We start from the raw sequence: 15,955 nt of genomic DNA on the forward strand, positions 1-15,955 counted from the left end.
CAGACCATAGGTAAATTGGTGGCAATGGTGTTATTGACAACGCTTTTGCCAAAACTGATAAGCTGAATAAGCTAGGCTAACTACTCCGGTCTTAATTGCTGATTCATCTACCTGAAACTTAGGGTGATGTAGGGGATAATTGGGCTGGTCTCGGTGTCCGATTCCTAGGCGAAACATTGCGCCGGGTGCATGATTTAAATACACCGAAAAATCTTCGGCACCAAGAGAAGGCTCTGGGAGAATTTCTAAACTTTCATTTCCCCAGGCTTCCCTAACGGAGGCTTCGATTAATTGAGTTAAGGCTGGATCATTCTGGACACTGGGAACACCTCGGCGATAGTTCATTTGATACTTAGCGCCATAGGTTTGGCAAACATTAGCTACTATGTTCTCAATCCATGCGGGTAAAGTTTCATAGGTTGATTGATGAAGCGATCGCACTGTTCCCAATAATTTTACCTGATCCGCAATCACATTAGAAGCACGTCCGCCAGTAATTTGCCCAATAGTTAATACCACTGGTCTCAGGGGGTTATGAGTGCGACTAATTGCCTGTTGTAGAGTTGTAATTACTTGGGCGGCAATCCAAATTGCATCAATGGCTTCATGGGGACGCGCACCATGTCCAGACTCTCCCAAAATTGTCAATTCTAAATCATCCGCCGCCGCTGTTAATGCCCCGACTCTCATACCAATACACCCAGCGGGGATAGTCGGAAAAACGTGCAATCCCAAGATAGATATAACGTCATTCATTACCCCATCTTCTACCATCCAAGTTGAACCCCTAGCGATTTCCTCAGCCGGTTGAAATAAGAAGCGCACAGCGCCCGGTAGCGAGTCCTGTAGGCGTGATAAAACCATAGCTGTACCTAACCCTACGGTAGTATGTACATCATGCCCACAAGCGTGCATTACGCCGGGATGACGAGAGGCATATTCTAGGTTAGTTAATTCCTGAATAGGGAGGGCATCCATATCAGTACGAATTGCTAACCATTGATAATTGTTACCAGTTCCTTTTAATTCCCCTACTACTCCGGTTTTTCCTACGGCTTCTTGAACGTGCAAACCACAGGAAGATAATACCCCCGCTATATATGCAGAGGTTTGATATTCTTGACCGCTAAGTTCTGGGTGTGCATGAAGGTGACGACGAATTTCTACTAAACGGGGATACAGGGAATTGGTGAGGTCTTTAATTTCGCTGAGGATGGAGTTTTGATGTTTACTCATGGTAATAATAGGCTGATCAGGCAGAGTTTTAATGGTTGGCTAGGATACAACCACTGCGAGGGGGTAATATGAGTTCCAGATGATTCTCTCCCTCTAAATTAAGCCAGCGAGCGGTACAATTTCCATAGACAACTCTTTGAGGTTTAGTGGTGAGTTGAGGAACTGGTATATTAATTGTAGCAGATTCTAGACTACTATTAACTGTGATGATTAATTCTTCCTGATTGTCGGGGGAATTGGTGGTTAAAATTCTGGCAAAACTATAAAGGAGATCTTGGGCGAGGAGAACTTGATAAGTGCCAATTCTCAGGGCGGGATATTTATGGCGCAGGGTGATGAGATGTTTATGATATTCTAGGATATCTAAATCCAATTGTTCTTGAGGTGGGAAACCACGACGACAATTGGGGTCAAATTCTCCGGGTAAACCGACTTCATCGCCATAATATATACTGGGAGCGCCCGGGAAGGTTAATAATAGTAGGGTGGCGAGTTTAACGCTGGCTTGATCTTCTTGAACTATGGTGATTAAACGGGCGACATCGTGGCTATTAAGTAGGTTAAGTTGGGTGAGTTGAATTTCCCAAGGATAGAGGGCGAGAAGTTCCTGAATTTTCTGGCTATATTCGGCAGCGGAAAGGGGGGGATAGGGATAATAAGAAGGGGCTTCTACTAATTCTCTACGGACTCTGGATTGGGCTGTAAAGGCGATGGTAGGTCCGGTAAATAGATAGTTCATAACTCCATCAAATTGGCTGCCATCGAGCCACTGACGGGCATCTGTCCACACTTCTCCGACGATATAGGCTTCTGGGTTACAGGCTTTGACGCGACTGCGAAATTCTTGCCAAAATCCGGGGGTTTCTATTTCAAAAGGAACGTCTAAACGCCAGCCGTCTATACCAAAGTTAATCCAATATTCGGCGATCGCCATAATATATTCGCGCACATCTGGGTGCTCATGATTAAATTCTGGTAAAGCCCGGTTATTCATCCAACCGACATAATTGGCGGGTTGACTACCATCCAGAACCATTTAACTTAAACCCTTATCCTGACAGCGATAGCGGGTTATTGCTCAACCCCTATATCCTATCGAGTTACTCAGATATTACTCACAATCTAGTCCTAGCACAGGAAAATAATTCTGTCAATAGGTTGATTACTCAGTCAACAAGCATAACCTAGGGGAACTGTCAAATACCCATACCACCCCCCAACCAAACACCGATAGGGTAACTCCCTTGTGATACCCGTCAATGGCAAGCCTATCGGTTCGTTCCTCACCATTGACTGCTATCACGTCGGTCGCACCCCCAAGAGTGTTTGTTTCGGTTGGGGGGAGGGTATGATTCAAAGTCAACACGATAGCCGTAGGTAGCCGTAGGGGGAACCCACTAGGTTATCAATGTACAACGATACTCCTATCAATGTACAAAGATATTAGGCTGCCTATCCGGTTATCTATGGGAGTCAGATTATTGGGGAAATATTGGGGAGCCTACTCGCTACCAACAAAATGCGATCGCATAATCTAAACTATCTCCTACCGGAACCAACCCGATACCCCCAAACAACTTTTCACCTGGTAACTTGTTTCGTCATCTCTCGCTGATACCTACATAATCCTAGGGAATTGATTCCCCATCGAAACCGATACCTACATACCGCTAGACAAGTCTCCAATTTATAGGGGTACTGGGTTCCGCACAGGATGATTACCCCTAATAGACGGGTTAAGGTTTTGGCTTAGGGTGTTTATTGTGGGTAAATTAGAGGCAAGCATTCATATAAACTTCCAGCACTCCTGTTGCAGCACTCCTGTTAACAAAAAATATGCAAGCACCCCCTACAGTTAGAAACCATAGGGGGCCATTTAAGTTATTGGGTTAGGTGTTAGGTGTTAGGGTTTTCTCCAACCATCATCATCAATATCATCTCTGTTAATTGGAAGAGGGGGTGATTGCTTTTTATCTTCTAACTGTTTTTTACAAACTGTTGATGGCATAAAATCATTAACATATCTAATCAAATAATTTAGGCTATTTTGGATACCGTCTAACCTATTCTCAATAAGTAAGTTTCCTGTATGCGTAATGAACGTACTGAGAATAATCGCGACAATAATTAACCCTAATTCAACTATTACCAAGTTCATTTATATTAATTTCCAAAAATGAAGTGTAAACCATTTAATTCTTTCTAGTGGAGAAAATGAAGCGTAAAAATTGCTGTACGGCGGTGATTCAATTATTTGATATTCATTAAGCCATATAGTCTCTTTTTTAACCATCATATTCTGCTTCACATCATTGTAGGCATAGAATTTAAGCCACCCTGCCATTTTCCAGTACACGGGTACACTGTCAGCGTCAAATAATATCCTAACAAATTTACTGCCAGAAATGTCAGGCAATTTTTTAGTACCGTGTAGAGTACTATCATCTTCTATCCTAAAATTAAATTCATAAACCTTAAACCAGTTACTCTCTGATATATTAAGTGCATTAGGCATTATCTGTTAATTTATTGTTGAGTGTTTAGCATATTTTCTAATTTGTCGATTTTTTCTGATAATTCCTGAATTGCCGCAATCACTAATGGTATCAGTTTATCATACATGATTGTTAAGTAATCTATTTTTTTGTCGTCAACTTCAGGACTATCTGTATGGTCATTTTTAATCACTTCAACTGCGTTAGGATATATATTTTGTACTTCTTGAGCAATTAAACCAAATTGTTCTGTACTTGGATTAAAGCCATGAAATGCTGCAAGTTCATTATACTTAAACCACGTGACTGTCAATGCGTTAATTTCGCTTAACCCTAGAGTTGGTTTTGATAAAAGTGTTTTGAATTTAAGATCAGAGCTACCTTTAACGTAGTCTCCATTATCGTTAATATAAGATACATTTGTGCCTCCTACTCTAAATCTAGTATGTACTCGAGATGATGAAAGAGTTGAGCTCTTTATAAAATATGTCTGCCCGTTATATAATTGTATTGAATATCTATTGTCAGGAGCACCTCGCCAAACATCGCTTTGATGAAAATTAATACCATGATATATAAATACTCTAGGATTATTATCTGCTTCTAATTGCATAGAATAATTCCCCTGATAAGAAAACGCCCAGCTATTTCCTCCAACTCTACTATTTAGTACTAAATTTGCCGAACCAGCACTAGAGCCTATCCGGCGGATGTCAAACCCCCTCCAAACATTAAAATCAATAAGCATATTTCCATCAGGAAAACTTTCATTAGTTGCAAAAGTTACTGGATTATTTGTTATGTTAAATGTTTTAATTCCTGTTAAAGTTTGATTACCTGTAGTTCTAACTACAGTTGAATCTACATTAATTGTTCTATTAGCTGCTAAAGTTCCTCCTCCGGATCAACCATCACCTGCAGTTAATGTAATATTTGAATGTGTGTGCGTTGTGGGAGTCCTAGCGTTAGATAATCTACTATCATTACCTTGACAGGCTGTGTTTGCTGTAGTGCCATAAGCAACCGCCCATGGGCAGTACTCCCATTAAAATTATTTCCAGTTAATCCCGTACCATTTGTTAATGTATTAGGAGTATTGGCAGTTATTGTTATATTGGCACTACCATTAAACGAAGTCCCATTAATTGTTCTAGCAGTTTGAAGTGCTGTTGCTGTTCCGGCGTTTCCACTTATTGACCCGGTAATTAATGAATTAAATGTTTTAACTCCTGTCCATGTCTGATTCCCAGTTGTAATTATCCCTGAATTAGTTGCACTAGCTGTAGGTAAAGTAACATTAGTTCCTGTTGATGATGTAACTACAGGACCTGCTGTTGTTCCTGCTGTTACTCCTAAATTAGTTGCTACATTTACTTGTGCGCCTGCCGCAATCCCATCCAGCTTGGTTTTATCTGCCCCCGTCATTAGACCCGCAAGCGCAGTCGTGGCACCAGGTAATACAGCATTAGTACCATCAGAACTGTTAACGGTTAACGTATTGCTTGTAGTGCTTGTAGAGAGGTTGGTGGATACGTTTGGGGCGGTGTTTCTAAACTCAGTTCCTACTAAAGTTAAGCCAGTTCCCGCAGAATAGGTTGTATTAGGAGGTGTTACCCAAACACCATCGCCGCGTAAATAGTTAGATGTACTACCATTTGTATCAATGGCAGCAACATTACCTGAATCTGTTATTTGGGATAAGGTATGTGTATGGCTAGTTGGCGTTCTAGCATTTGATAATCTGACATCGTTACCTTCTGTAACAGTTCCAGTAGTTGTTCCAAAATTTTTGTTAAACGCTGTATTTTTGGTAAAAGTAGGCTCTTTACCGTCTAATGTACTTTGAAGTCCTGTAACATTAGCAATGGTATGTGTATGACTTGAAGGAGTAAACGTTGTCGGTTTGGACGTTATTTCAGTCCAGCTATGGGAATGAGTAGATGGGGGGAAAGTGCCAGGTTTATTAATAATATTATTCCAAATTAACTCAGTTAATTTGACTAAATTAGTATTGGAGTCAATAACTGCTTGTATCCGTTCATTAGTTAAATACAGATTAACTTCACCTTCTGGCAAGTCATCGGTTGATTGCCCAAACTTACTAGAGTAAATGTTGAAATTAGTCATAACTGCCTCTATATTGAGTAATCAAATAAATGGCTAATAACTTAATACTAGCCATTCATTTGATGATTACATATTGATATATTCGATAATTGTAACGCTGATACTAGCGCTAGATTCTGCTATCGCCTGTAACTCAGTTCTACCCCACGTTATTGAGATGGTATCACCTGGCTTAACCGAAAATGCAGCGTCTGACACGCTATCACCTGTAGGGTCAAATATTAGATGTACATTGGTATTTGACCGATTCTTTACAAACACCGTTCTACCGTTACTGGTAGCATTGATAGGCACAACTTCCGTGATAGTGTTAGCAGTCAAACTTATCGCGGTAGTTTCGGGAGTTCCCGGTATTTTACTGCTCATATTTAGAGTGTCTAAATTGACAACAGAACTATAAACTGAGAAACTCATAATAAACTCCTAAATCAAAGTAAAATTTACCAATTTATTGTTTGTTCTAACCCAACAATATTGGTTACGCTATCCTCAGTTATAGCATAGATAGAAGCTGTTGATTTTAGTTCATCATCCCACCCAGCGTTAGGAGGTAAATATAGGCATTGATAAGGTACACAGTTACTGATATCACCGTGACAAAACCATACCCCTACAGAACCTACGTTTTGTAAGTGCAACCTATACCGATTAATATTTGAGGGTCTAACTAATGTGGGGGTATTGCCTATTGTCACCCCAAAATTTTCGGGTTGTGTCAATGTAGGGGTTTTAGGAACTGTATCGAGTTGATATTCAGCCATGCCCAAAATATTAATAGAATCATTGTTATGTAACTGAGTTAAACACCTAGCTTTAACTATTGAGTTGCTATCAATTGCTAAACCTTCGTTTTGATTAGTGATTAATTCAATTAACAGGTTTTCGGTGTGAATGCCTCCATAATATGGCAATTTGACAATCCCTAAATTTAACCCGTTTTCTGTTGCCATATTCCCATAAAATATTTGTAAATCTACCGCTTCCTGCAACACTTCCTGTTTTTTTTCCCACCGTTGGTAATAGCTATCTTCCGGGTAAATTTTGGGGATTTGTGATTGTGCAATACTGGGAGTGTAACATCTAGCGTTTAACGATGATATATAGCTGTAAATACCGATATCATATTTATATCTTTCTGTTATTAATGATTCTAAAGTAGTCCCGTTAAATAACTCTATGGCGTTACTCCAGTTAGCAGCGTTGATATTAGCCGTGATATTTTTAACACCTCTCACCATTTTAACCACCTATTAATAAATTATTTGTTAGTATAATATTACTACTTTAATGCGATTATTTAAATGGTTAGAGACACTATAAAAATTAAAGATACTATTAGGTCAAGCACACCCAGGAATATTGGTAGGTCAGGCGGGGTTGGTAGGTCAGGCGGTGTAAGTTCAGGTTTAGCAGGAGATTTAGGTGACCAAACATCTTCAACAATGGACTTTGGTAGGGGTTTACCGTATGCAAGGGAAAGAGATAGAGGAGGTGTTCCCGGATTAGTAAATCCTTGGGACCCAATTACCAGAGTGCCGCGTGGAATTAACCCAGAAGACCATGGTAGGTGGAAAAGAGAAGACGAGGCACGACGAGTAGATGATGACACACGACGAGTAGACGAGGAACCCCCAAAAAGAGATGAACCAAAGGGAGGAAAAAAACCTAGGGGAAAGGGTGGCGCTGGTAGAGGTTTTGGCGGTCCTAATAGCGGTGACGAGGTAGATGATGATAAAGGAAGGCGGCCACCAAAACCGGGGAACGAAATGCCAGACCCTCGTGATTATCCTGTTAAAAATAATGATAAATGGCATTTAATGATTTTTGCTCAAATAGTAAATAGTAGACTTAGCAGTGGAACATCTAGTATTAATAGGCATTGGTGGAGAAAGCAGGAATCAACAACGTCAAATTTTAGACTTAATAAGATTGGATTAGATGTGTTTATAGAGTGGGAAGAATCATGGAATGATTCAGAGTACAATTACGAAGAGCCGATAATTGTACATAATGATTATGTTAAACATCGTAAGTTATACCCGTTAAAACCTTACTATATGAATTCAGGTTGTGAAAATGTTTCATTTAATAGTTTTTATAACTCTGAATATAACGCTTCATGTCGTGGTCCAAATAGGCTTAGTATTAGTCCATTATTCGGGTCTATCTTTTACCGTTTAACTCCAACCACAACCTGGACAGACGTAACAACTGTTTGGACTAAAGACCCGGAAGCAATGTTAGAGTATATACATTTATGGGAAGTTCCATATGCTGATAGAGGTCATCAATCATACTACGAATATGAGTCTGACATATTTTCGAATGCCTATCGAGGTAGGTGGTATGAAAATACATACTGGTATCCAGTATTTCCTACGAGTACTAGATTAAACTACACCTCCTTAGACGGTACACGAATTTGGGAGAACACCCGTAATTATAGCTATAAACTATGGATTCTGTCTGAAGATAAAGATTATTTGCCGCCAGAAAACAACGTTCGTCAAATCACAATACCAGACAGACATGAATGAAGAATGCTGTGGAATGATTAGAAGGATTTACGAGTTCCTAGACCCTGAATACTTTCCGGCTGAAATGCCGGAAAAAATAACGGTTAATGCTGATAATCCAGAGAACAGAATTAAACGAATAAACACATTGCCAGAAACCTTGGAAAAATATCACCTGGACCCCCGACTTTTATAGTCCGTTCTTTAATCGTTACATCGAAGTTAAGGGAGTATTAACTGATTCATTTAAGCTAAAAATGCAGTTATTGCAGTACCTTAATCCTGGTTTAGTCAATCAGTGTTGGTTTGTTATAAGGGGGACATCCTACCGATGGCAAGGCATCTCATTTATCAATATCGACGAGTTTAAGGGGCTTTTGAAAAACTTAGAGATTCCAAGGGTAAACAATGAATAAACTACACTACAAGGGGTTATTTTCTATTGACGGTGAGTTAATAAACACCACCTATAACCCACACCTATTTGAGTCAGAAACCACTCAAATAGCCTACCGGATACTAACCCCTATAAAGGAACATAAAACCCAGGAAATCCTTGATTTAGCTTATTCCTATATGGGTTGTTATAGCCCTAGGGGGGACTACAGAGGTCACGCTACAGCAAGGTTGACAAATGAAGGCAGCCTACGAGTATCAATTGTTGGTAACCCTCAATTTTGGGAGGTATGTAAAAAAATTTCAAACGTCATAATCAATCATCAAAGGATAGTTAATCATGAGTATCGGATATTACGGCAAAAAACAGGACGATAAATTTAGTTATTGCAGTGCAGTTAAGCCCGGTGAAACGGCAACCTTTCTAATTGTTGATTATGCATAATTCCGAATTAAGTCACCTCATTTATGGATATTCGGGAAAGGTGTATCAGGGGATTTTTCTAACTTCAATGATAGGGATTGGAGTTATTCCAAAGGTGATAAATAATTAATTGCTGTACGGTTTTGTATTGAAAAATACGAGACTGAATATAACGGCAAAAAACGAGAATACACCCCTACATCTCCAGAACTCGCATTGCTTAAAATAGTCGAAAGTGACTCAATGCTTACAGACGGTTCTGTGATGTTTACAGCAACAATAAATCTAAGTCAATCATCAGTCAGACCTTCTGACAGGATATTAGAGGGAAATATCGGAGACGATAATTTAAACTCTGATATTTCTAATATCTTAGAAATTGAATGTATTAATCCATTCAATCAATCTTTCGCTACTTACTCAATCGGAGATATTGACGCTTTCATTGAATCCAAAACTAAAAATAAAGCAGGATTTAATGGAAAGGCAAAATACAAAACCTTCGAGGAAAGGTTAACAGAAGGGGCTAAGGTTTTGGATTGTGACCCTAGCTTTGAGAGTCTTTATAACAAGGTTAAACAACTTGATTCTAATGTATTAATTGCATTAATTGAATTACTGCGATTAATGTAGTCACAAATAAATCCCCCCTAAATATTTAGGGGGGAATAACTACCATACCATGTCAACAAGTCAAGAGCGATAAGAGGTTACTACCATGTCTGAGGACTATATTGATTATAGACTAATTAGAAGTCAGATGTCATCTGAACTAGAAGAAATAATCACAGAAGGCAACCTGGGTGAGCAATTAGAGTCTGTTTTACGGGCTGTCTGTGTTCTACCATATCCTGATATTCAGTTTCCAATTATCGCCTCGTTTATAGCGTCTCCAGTAACGTTAATGTCTACCGCTGGTATCCTGTTCCTTTGGGGGTCTAGCGGTACTGGAAAGTCACAGGTAGCTACCGTAGCATCTGAACTATACAAGACAACCTCGGTGCTTGCTAATAGCACTTTCGCTTCACTGAGAAACAAGATACAACATGAACGATTTTATGACCCCCTTCAATGTGAATTTGAGAAAAATTTTATATTGGTATGGGAAGATATCACCCCTAGCTTATTAATTGAAAATGAGAATATGTTATCGCTTTTCAAGGTGTTAAACCGCAAAAATAGCCGAATAACCATCAGTAGTCAGACACCGGGAACTAACATGATTTTTAATGCTTTCGCTTTAAAGGTGATTAATTCAATACATCCATTGTGGACATTTTGGGAGTTAAACGAACTCAAAAGACGGATGTTTCCTATATGGTTTAAAAAGAGACTATGACATCAGAGGAATATAGGGGGAATAGTTACGAGTTAAGTGATTTAAACGATGTAGAGGATATTACGCTTGATAAATTATCATCTCAATTAGAAATTTTCTGGAGAAATATCGATAACTGCAATCAATACAGCAAGGTCAAAAAACAACTACAGAAACACAAAAAAGATATCATTAACGCTAGGTTATCAAGTGAAATTATTGTCACTCATTCATTGATTTATCAATTATCTATCAATGAATCAATTAAACGCTTCAATGATTACTGGGATTTTGTTAATGAAAAAATCTTGACTATATCATCAGGTACTGAACAATTTTTAGACAGTTTTATCACTCAAAGTATTGAGGCAAAAATGAAACAAAACAACCAGGCAATTAACGCGGGATGTCCTGAGTTAACCGAGGTTGTAACTGATATCGACCCGAAAGCGTTAAAAGAAGCCATTGAGAGAGCTAAAACAGATGGATATCTTGATAGTCGCGTTAATGTTTCAGAGTTGACTAATCTAATGAAAAATAGAGGATATAATATGATTAATCAGAACGGCAAAAATGTTTGGAAACACATCATATAGGAGACCAAAAAAATGACTCAAACCAACACAAATGCCATTATAAAGGCAAGGTTTAAAACATTTAAACAAATGGTAGATAGTACAGTCTACAACGCTAATAAAGAAGACGCTAAGGAAACGTTAATTTCAATACTAGATGATTGCGAGGTTGAGTTATCCTTAGCAGACGCGAAAAAACAATTATCGCTCAAACAGCTTAATTATATTAAGCATTTACTAACCAAAATCGAATAATTTAAACTCGTCCGAAATGACGTTAAACTATCACAACTTAACCACTATCAAAGGATAAAACCATGTCAATCAAATTAAGTACACCCGGATTAAACGTAGTAGAATATAGCTACATGAGTAATCGATTAAATCCTAACGTTGTAGGATTACTTGACTTAGTAGAACTTGCTATCACATCTGAACAATTCGACGAAATTGTCGAATTTATTCAAATCCACAGGCATTTTTTAAACGCGGAAATCGAGTTACTCAAAGGCATTGAAGCCTTGCTTAATGCAAAAATTACAGAACACAACAATAATCAAAATCACCCCGATAATGATGATCACAAGTTCAATTAATCAATAGGAAATAAAGCCATGAATGAGTTTGAACAAGAAAAAATGATGGTTATTGCAGAAATGGCTAGGGAGATTTACATTCAAATGATGTCACGAGATATCTCCTATTCCAATCAGGATACTAGGGTGACATTAGCCGAAATATCTCATAACGCCGCTGTTGATTTTATGATGGTACACGAGAAATGGGTAGAATCTCAGTATCCAATTATCTCTCAACCTCAACCAGGCATTATTGCCTCTGATTTCAACCTTAATGGTTATAACAGCGATATCCTACTGGGAGGTGATTTTCATGCCTAAGCTACTCCCGGTAGTCACACTAACAGGGTCTTACAAAGGGTTTCTGGTAGGTCATGGTAATATCTGTATTGAAGTAGGTTCTTTAGAATGGTTTAAATACCTAGAAACCCATAAATCCTTTTCAGTGGAGGTTAATGGTAAACGATTTACGTTGTGCAAAAAACTCTCAATTAATGGTTTTACCTACTGGAACCTCAAAGGGTGGGATGGTAGCGTCAATCATCACATTTACGTTGGAAAATCTGACCAAGTTACTTTGGACAAGTTAATAGACGTAGCTAACGCTATGATTGCTAAGTGCAGAACGACCTAACACCTAACACCTAACCCAATAACTTAAATGGCCCCCTATCATGTCCTAGCGTGGTAGGGGGTGCGTGTATAAATTTTTTAGATACCCTATTTTAGATACCCTAAAATTATTTATATGCTTACCCCCTCATGTCCTAGCGTGGTAGGGGGTGCGTGTATAAATTTTTTAGATACCCTATTTTAGATACCCTAAAATTATTTATATGCTTACCCCCTCATGTCCTAGCGTGGTAGGGGGTGCGTGTATAAATTTTTTAGATACCCTATTTTAGATACCCTAAAATTATTTATATGCTTACCCCCTCATGTCCTAGCGTGGTAGGGGGTGCGTGTATAAATTTTTTAGATACCCTATTTTAGATACCCTAAAATTATTTATATGCTTACCCCCTCATGTCCTAGCGTGGTAGGGGGTGCGTGTATAAATTTTTTAGATACCCTATTTTAGATACCCTAAAATTATTTATATGCTTACCCCCTCATGTCCTAGCGTGGTAGGGGGTGCGTGTATAAATTTTTTAGATACCCTATTTTAGATACCCTAAAATTATTTATATGCTTACCCCCCTAGTTTACCCACAATAGACGGGTTAAGATTTTGGCTTAGTGCTTTATTAGGGGTACTGGGTTCCGCACGGGATGATTACCACCAAAAATTGGAGACTTGTCTAGCGGTATGTAGGTATCGGTTTCGATGGAGAATCAATTCTCTAGGATTATGTGGATAACCGATGTCGCTGGTAAAGCAATTGTCTAGGATTATGTAGGTATCAGCGAGAGATGACGAAACAAGTTACCAGTTGAAAAGTTGTTTAGGGGTATCGGGTTGGTTCCGGTAGATGATAGTTCAGATTATGCGATCGCATTTTGTTGGTAGCGAGTAGGCTCCCCAATATTTCCCCAATAATCTGACTCCCATAGATAACCGGATAGGCAGCCTAATATCTTTGTACATTGATAGGAGTATCGTTGTACATTGATAACCTAGTGGGTTCCCCCTACGGCTACCTACGGCTATCGTGTTGACTTTGAATCATACCCTCCCCCCAACCGAAACAAACACTCTTGGGGGTGCGACCGACGTGATAGCAGTCAATGGTGAGGAACGAACCGATAGGCTTGCCATTGACGGGTATCACAAGGGAGTTACCCTATCGGTGTTTGGTTGGGGGGTGGTATGGGTATTTGACAGTTCCCCTAGGTTATGCTTGTTGACTGAGTAATCAACCTATTGACAGAATTATTTTCCTGTGCTAGGACTAGATTGTGAGTAATATCTGAGTAACTCGATAGGATATAGGGGTTGAGCAATAACCCGCTATCGCTGTCAGGATAAGGGTTTAAGTTAAATGGTTCTGGATGGTAGTCAAGCGTCTACATAGCCTACAACCCCTATTCTACCGTTACTTAGGTGTTACTCAAAACCATAGCAGGATCCATCAATCTGTAGCCATAAAATAACCCCTAGGGTTTAATCCAGGGGTGTTAATTTATGAAAGGTTGACGATTAGATTAATCTATCTGATAGATAACTCCGAGAAATGCCTTAGCTTCTGGAGTGTCAACATCAAATCCTAAGGCTGTTAACCGTTCTATGGCTACATCTAACGGTATAGGCAACTTAGAACCTCCTTTGAGAACTTCTAGGGTTGCATCAATGCCTTCTGTCTTGTATTTACCTTGATTAATGATTGCGCTATGACCCATAAGTCTCGCTCTCAACTCAATAGGTAGTCCATACTTTTCACCTAACAGGTTGTACAGCCTACGAAAAGCATATTTTTGGGTTACCGGGCATTTCATGAATTGAAGTCGTTGACTAAACGTTGCGTCAAACCCTCCGATTATGCTTTTGGGTTTACTGCCTTTTCTGGGACTATATTCTGGTAACAACGGCTGTTTCAATTCCAGGAAATCAAACATTTCAGGGCTAGGTATTGGTGCAACAATCCTTCCCCCTGTTTTGATACTCACTTTCCGACCTTCTGCGTCAGTAAAGTAAACATAGTCACCTAGCACCAAGTAATTGTCTTGATTATCGGGGTCTGACAGTGCTTTGATAGTGATACCATCATCCGTTACAAATGGCTTAGTTAGATTAACTGCGGCGGCTATCTCGGTAGGTCTTAACCCGTACATTACTGCCATACCAGTCACCCATAACCAGTTATGTCGAGATGATTGATGTTGAGGGCTTTTAACAGTATAGGCTTCTTGTTTGGCGCTATACCACCAATCCTTAAAGGCATCAATGCTTATACGCTGTTTCTTTTTGAATTGCGTTTGTTTGGCGTTAATAGGCTCAAGCTGTTTAAGCAAGTGTTCTTTGTTAGGTGATTTTTCAGCTATGGCTTGTAAGATGTAGTAACGTTCTTTAAAGGTTTTGGAGCCCACTAATTTCTCTCCATTCTGCAAGGGAGTGTATAGCATAGTGTTAAAACTCTCCCAGCTAGGGTATTCATCCCAGTCAGGGAACAGCCTGAAGTATGCTTCTTTAGTAGACTCGTAAGACGCTAAGTCGCTAGCGATATCGCGGGAACGTTTCCTTCCTGTGTTGCGGTTGTACCCCGCAAAATACTCATTCTCAATTTGTTTAAAGATGTCCCGGTAGGTTATCAGATTATTCTCAATCTGATTTTTCCCTAGGATGGTTTTATCGTACCAATCCCAAAATTCACTAGCGCTAGTGATAGTTCCCAGGGCTTCAGATACCAACTTAGCTTTCTTAACGCCGTCTATCACCCCTTGAGGTGTACATTCAAGGTTAGCCGTTTTGGGTAGCCGTTTTCCGGTAGGTGGCTGCTTAAACTGCAATAAGAGATTGTATCTAACCCCGGTCTTTTGAAGTTTGAGAGTTACCCCTTTGGGACATCCCCCTTTAAAGTCTTGATAGGCTTTGAGGAACCTAGTATAATTGTCGTCATAATTGCCCTTTCCCCCTACAGTAGGGGTATCAGTAGCGTTACTCATTTTTTACTCACTTGTTACTCTGCTATGGTTTTGAGTAACACCTAAGTAACGGTAGAATAGGGGTTGTAGGCTATGTAGACGCTTGACTACCATCATAGGCGGACACAGGCCAGTTTTCGACAGTAAACCAGTCCAACCAGGGAGAATTAGGGCCGTTTTCCAGGATATCATTAAAGAAGAAAAAGCCTCGACTAGCATGGTTAAAAACCCCATCTAGGACGATTTTAAGATGGCGACTATGGGCAGCATCTATCAATTCTCGTAGGGCTTGATTACCGCCTAAAATCGGGTCAACTTGATAATAGTCATGGGTATGGTAGCGATGGTTACTGGCTGATTGAAATACGGGAGTAAAATAAATAGCATTAATCCCCAAGTCTTGTAGATAGTCTAGTTTTTCAATGACTCCCCACAAGTTACCGCCTTTATATCCCTGTAAAGTGGGTGGTTTTTGCCAATCTTCCCACTTAGGATGACTAATAACTGAGGGTCGAGGTAATTGGTTTTTGGCAAAACGGTCAGGAAAAATTTGATAAAATACCGAATGTTTTACCCAGTCTGGAGTGTAAATTGTCATGGTTACGATTTGGAAAACACCAATATATATTTAGGGCGTATAAATTGCTAAGTAACTTATACAGCCACTTATGAAAATATTTCAACCTAAATATGACGCACGATCACCAT

General features: G+C 39.4%; 16 protein-coding genes and 4 pseudogenes. 10 read left to right on the forward strand and 10 right to left on the reverse strand.

Annotated features, from left to right (window positions below):
• Positions 1-30: 30 nt before the first annotated feature.
• The 8 genes and pseudogenes from N39L_RS14435 to N39L_RS14470 form a co-directional block, all read right to left on the reverse strand.
• The gene (locus N39L_RS14435) at positions 31-1,236 is read right to left on the reverse strand and encodes a M20 family metallopeptidase (protein WP_006616783.1); all 1,206 of its coding nucleotides are present in this window, start codon (positions 1,234-1,236) and stop codon (positions 31-33) included.
• A gap of 28 nt (positions 1,237-1,264) precedes the next feature.
• Positions 1,265-2,263 (reverse strand): annotated as a pseudogene (locus N39L_RS14440) (alpha-amylase family glycosyl hydrolase); the annotation flags it as partial.
• 876 nt (positions 2,264-3,139) lie between these two features.
• Positions 3,140-3,394: a hypothetical protein gene (locus N39L_RS14445; RefSeq protein ID WP_014275319.1), complete on the reverse strand. Its 255-nt coding sequence runs from the start codon at positions 3,392-3,394 to the stop codon at positions 3,140-3,142.
• Positions 3,395-3,751 (reverse strand): hypothetical protein, encoded by a 357-nt coding sequence (locus N39L_RS14450; RefSeq protein WP_014274198.1) that lies wholly within the window; start codon positions 3,749-3,751, stop codon positions 3,395-3,397.
• 11 nt (positions 3,752-3,762) lie between these two features.
• Complete coding sequence (locus tag N39L_RS14455; protein ID WP_014275575.1) at positions 3,763-4,479, reverse strand: tail fiber domain-containing protein; 717 nt, start codon at positions 4,477-4,479, stop codon at positions 3,763-3,765.
• Between the two features lie 173 nt (positions 4,480-4,652).
• Complete coding sequence (locus N39L_RS14460; protein ID WP_014275576.1) at positions 4,653-5,858, reverse strand: hypothetical protein; 1,206 nt, start codon at positions 5,856-5,858, stop codon at positions 4,653-4,655.
• Positions 5,859-5,924: 66 nt separating this feature from the next.
• The gene (locus N39L_RS14465; protein WP_014274438.1) at positions 5,925-6,272 is read right to left on the reverse strand and encodes a hypothetical protein; all 348 of its coding nucleotides are present in this window, start codon (positions 6,270-6,272) and stop codon (positions 5,925-5,927) included.
• 26 nt (positions 6,273-6,298) lie between these two features.
• Complete coding sequence (locus N39L_RS14470) at positions 6,299-7,096, reverse strand: hypothetical protein (RefSeq protein WP_014274437.1); 798 nt, start codon at positions 7,094-7,096, stop codon at positions 6,299-6,301.
• A gap of 63 nt (positions 7,097-7,159) precedes the next feature.
• On the opposite strand from N39L_RS14470, the pseudogene N39L_RS14475 reads away from it, so the two are divergent.
• The 10 genes and pseudogenes from N39L_RS14475 to N39L_RS14520 form a co-directional block, all read left to right on the forward strand.
• A pseudogene (locus tag N39L_RS14475) lies at positions 7,160-8,537 on the forward strand (hypothetical protein); the annotation flags it as partial.
• Positions 8,527-8,790 (forward strand): annotated as a pseudogene (locus N39L_RS14480) (PDDEXK family nuclease); the annotation flags it as partial. The pseudogenes N39L_RS14475 and N39L_RS14480, both read left to right, overlap by 11 nt.
• Positions 8,783-9,148, forward strand: a complete 366-nt coding sequence (locus tag N39L_RS14485) for a hypothetical protein (RefSeq protein ID WP_014275577.1) — start codon at positions 8,783-8,785, stop codon at positions 9,146-9,148. The pseudogene N39L_RS14480 and the gene N39L_RS14485, both read left to right, overlap by 8 nt.
• A 289-nt stretch (positions 9,149-9,437) precedes the next feature.
• Complete coding sequence (locus tag N39L_RS14490) at positions 9,438-9,827, forward strand: hypothetical protein (protein ID WP_231851946.1); 390 nt, start codon at positions 9,438-9,440, stop codon at positions 9,825-9,827.
• 85 nt (positions 9,828-9,912) lie between these two features.
• Positions 9,913-10,533, forward strand: coding sequence for a hypothetical protein (locus tag N39L_RS14495; RefSeq protein ID WP_014275578.1), 621 nt, complete (start codon positions 9,913-9,915; stop codon positions 10,531-10,533).
• Positions 10,530-11,108 (forward strand): hypothetical protein, encoded by a 579-nt coding sequence (locus N39L_RS14500; protein ID WP_014275579.1) that lies wholly within the window; start codon positions 10,530-10,532, stop codon positions 11,106-11,108. Before N39L_RS14495 ends, N39L_RS14500 begins: the two co-directional genes overlap by 4 nt.
• Positions 11,109-11,120: 12 nt before the next feature.
• Positions 11,121-11,342, forward strand: a complete 222-nt coding sequence (locus N39L_RS14505) for a hypothetical protein (RefSeq protein ID WP_014275580.1) — start codon at positions 11,121-11,123, stop codon at positions 11,340-11,342.
• Between the two features lie 62 nt (positions 11,343-11,404).
• On the forward strand, positions 11,405-11,683 hold the full coding sequence (locus N39L_RS14510) for a hypothetical protein (protein WP_231852055.1): 279 nt from the start codon (positions 11,405-11,407) through the stop codon (positions 11,681-11,683).
• An 18-nt stretch (positions 11,684-11,701) separates the two neighbouring features.
• Positions 11,702-11,986: a hypothetical protein gene (locus N39L_RS14515; protein ID WP_014275582.1), complete on the forward strand. Its 285-nt coding sequence runs from the start codon at positions 11,702-11,704 to the stop codon at positions 11,984-11,986.
• On the forward strand, positions 11,940-12,299 hold the full coding sequence (locus N39L_RS14520; RefSeq protein WP_014275583.1) for a hypothetical protein: 360 nt from the start codon (positions 11,940-11,942) through the stop codon (positions 12,297-12,299). Before N39L_RS14515 ends, N39L_RS14520 begins: the two co-directional genes overlap by 47 nt.
• Positions 12,300-13,810: 1,511 nt before the next feature.
• Here the strand turns inward: N39L_RS14520 and N39L_RS14525 are convergent.
• Both N39L_RS14525 and N39L_RS14530 read right to left on the reverse strand, forming a co-directional pair.
• Complete coding sequence (locus N39L_RS14525; protein ID WP_014275584.1) at positions 13,811-15,268, reverse strand: hypothetical protein; 1,458 nt, start codon at positions 15,266-15,268, stop codon at positions 13,811-13,813.
• An 85-nt stretch (positions 15,269-15,353) separates the two neighbouring features.
• Positions 15,354-15,845, reverse strand: a pseudogene (locus N39L_RS14530) (alpha-amylase family glycosyl hydrolase); the annotation flags it as partial.
• Positions 15,846-15,955 lie beyond the last annotated feature (110 nt).

It is taken from the genome of Limnospira platensis NIES-39 (genome assembly GCF_026000695.1).
Lineage (GTDB): Bacteria > Cyanobacteriota > Cyanobacteriia > Cyanobacteriales > Microcoleaceae > Limnospira > Limnospira platensis.

Coding starts and splice junctions, on each gene's coding strand:
- N39L_RS14455 (WP_014275575.1), bottom strand. CDS start 4,479: ATGCTTATTGATTTTAATGTTTGGAGGGGGTTTGACATCCGCCGGATA.
- N39L_RS14500 (WP_014275579.1), top strand. CDS start 10,530: ATGACATCAGAGGAATATAGGGGGAATAGTTACGAGTTAAGTGATTTA.
- N39L_RS14450 (WP_014274198.1), bottom strand. CDS start 3,751: ATGCCTAATGCACTTAATATATCAGAGAGTAACTGGTTTAAGGTTTAT.
- N39L_RS14485 (WP_014275577.1), top strand. CDS start 8,783: ATGAATAAACTACACTACAAGGGGTTATTTTCTATTGACGGTGAGTTA.
- N39L_RS14470 (WP_014274437.1), bottom strand. CDS start 7,096: ATGGTGAGAGGTGTTAAAAATATCACGGCTAATATCAACGCTGCTAAC.
- N39L_RS14515 (WP_014275582.1), top strand. CDS start 11,702: ATGAATGAGTTTGAACAAGAAAAAATGATGGTTATTGCAGAAATGGCT.
- N39L_RS14435 (WP_006616783.1), bottom strand. CDS start 1,236: ATGAGTAAACATCAAAACTCCATCCTCAGCGAAATTAAAGACCTCACC.
- N39L_RS14510 (WP_231852055.1), top strand. CDS start 11,405: ATGTCAATCAAATTAAGTACACCCGGATTAAACGTAGTAGAATATAGC.
- N39L_RS14460 (WP_014275576.1), bottom strand. CDS start 5,858: ATGACTAATTTCAACATTTACTCTAGTAAGTTTGGGCAATCAACCGAT.
- N39L_RS14495 (WP_014275578.1), top strand. CDS start 9,913: ATGTCTGAGGACTATATTGATTATAGACTAATTAGAAGTCAGATGTCA.
- N39L_RS14465 (WP_014274438.1), bottom strand. CDS start 6,272: ATGAGTTTCTCAGTTTATAGTTCTGTTGTCAATTTAGACACTCTAAAT.
- N39L_RS14525 (WP_014275584.1), bottom strand. CDS start 15,268: ATGAGTAACGCTACTGATACCCCTACTGTAGGGGGAAAGGGCAATTAT.
- N39L_RS14505 (WP_014275580.1), top strand. CDS start 11,121: ATGACTCAAACCAACACAAATGCCATTATAAAGGCAAGGTTTAAAACA.
- N39L_RS14490 (WP_231851946.1), top strand. CDS start 9,438: ATGCTTACAGACGGTTCTGTGATGTTTACAGCAACAATAAATCTAAGT.
- N39L_RS14520 (WP_014275583.1), top strand. CDS start 11,940: ATGGTTATAACAGCGATATCCTACTGGGAGGTGATTTTCATGCCTAAG.
- N39L_RS14445 (WP_014275319.1), bottom strand. CDS start 3,394: ATGAACTTGGTAATAGTTGAATTAGGGTTAATTATTGTCGCGATTATT.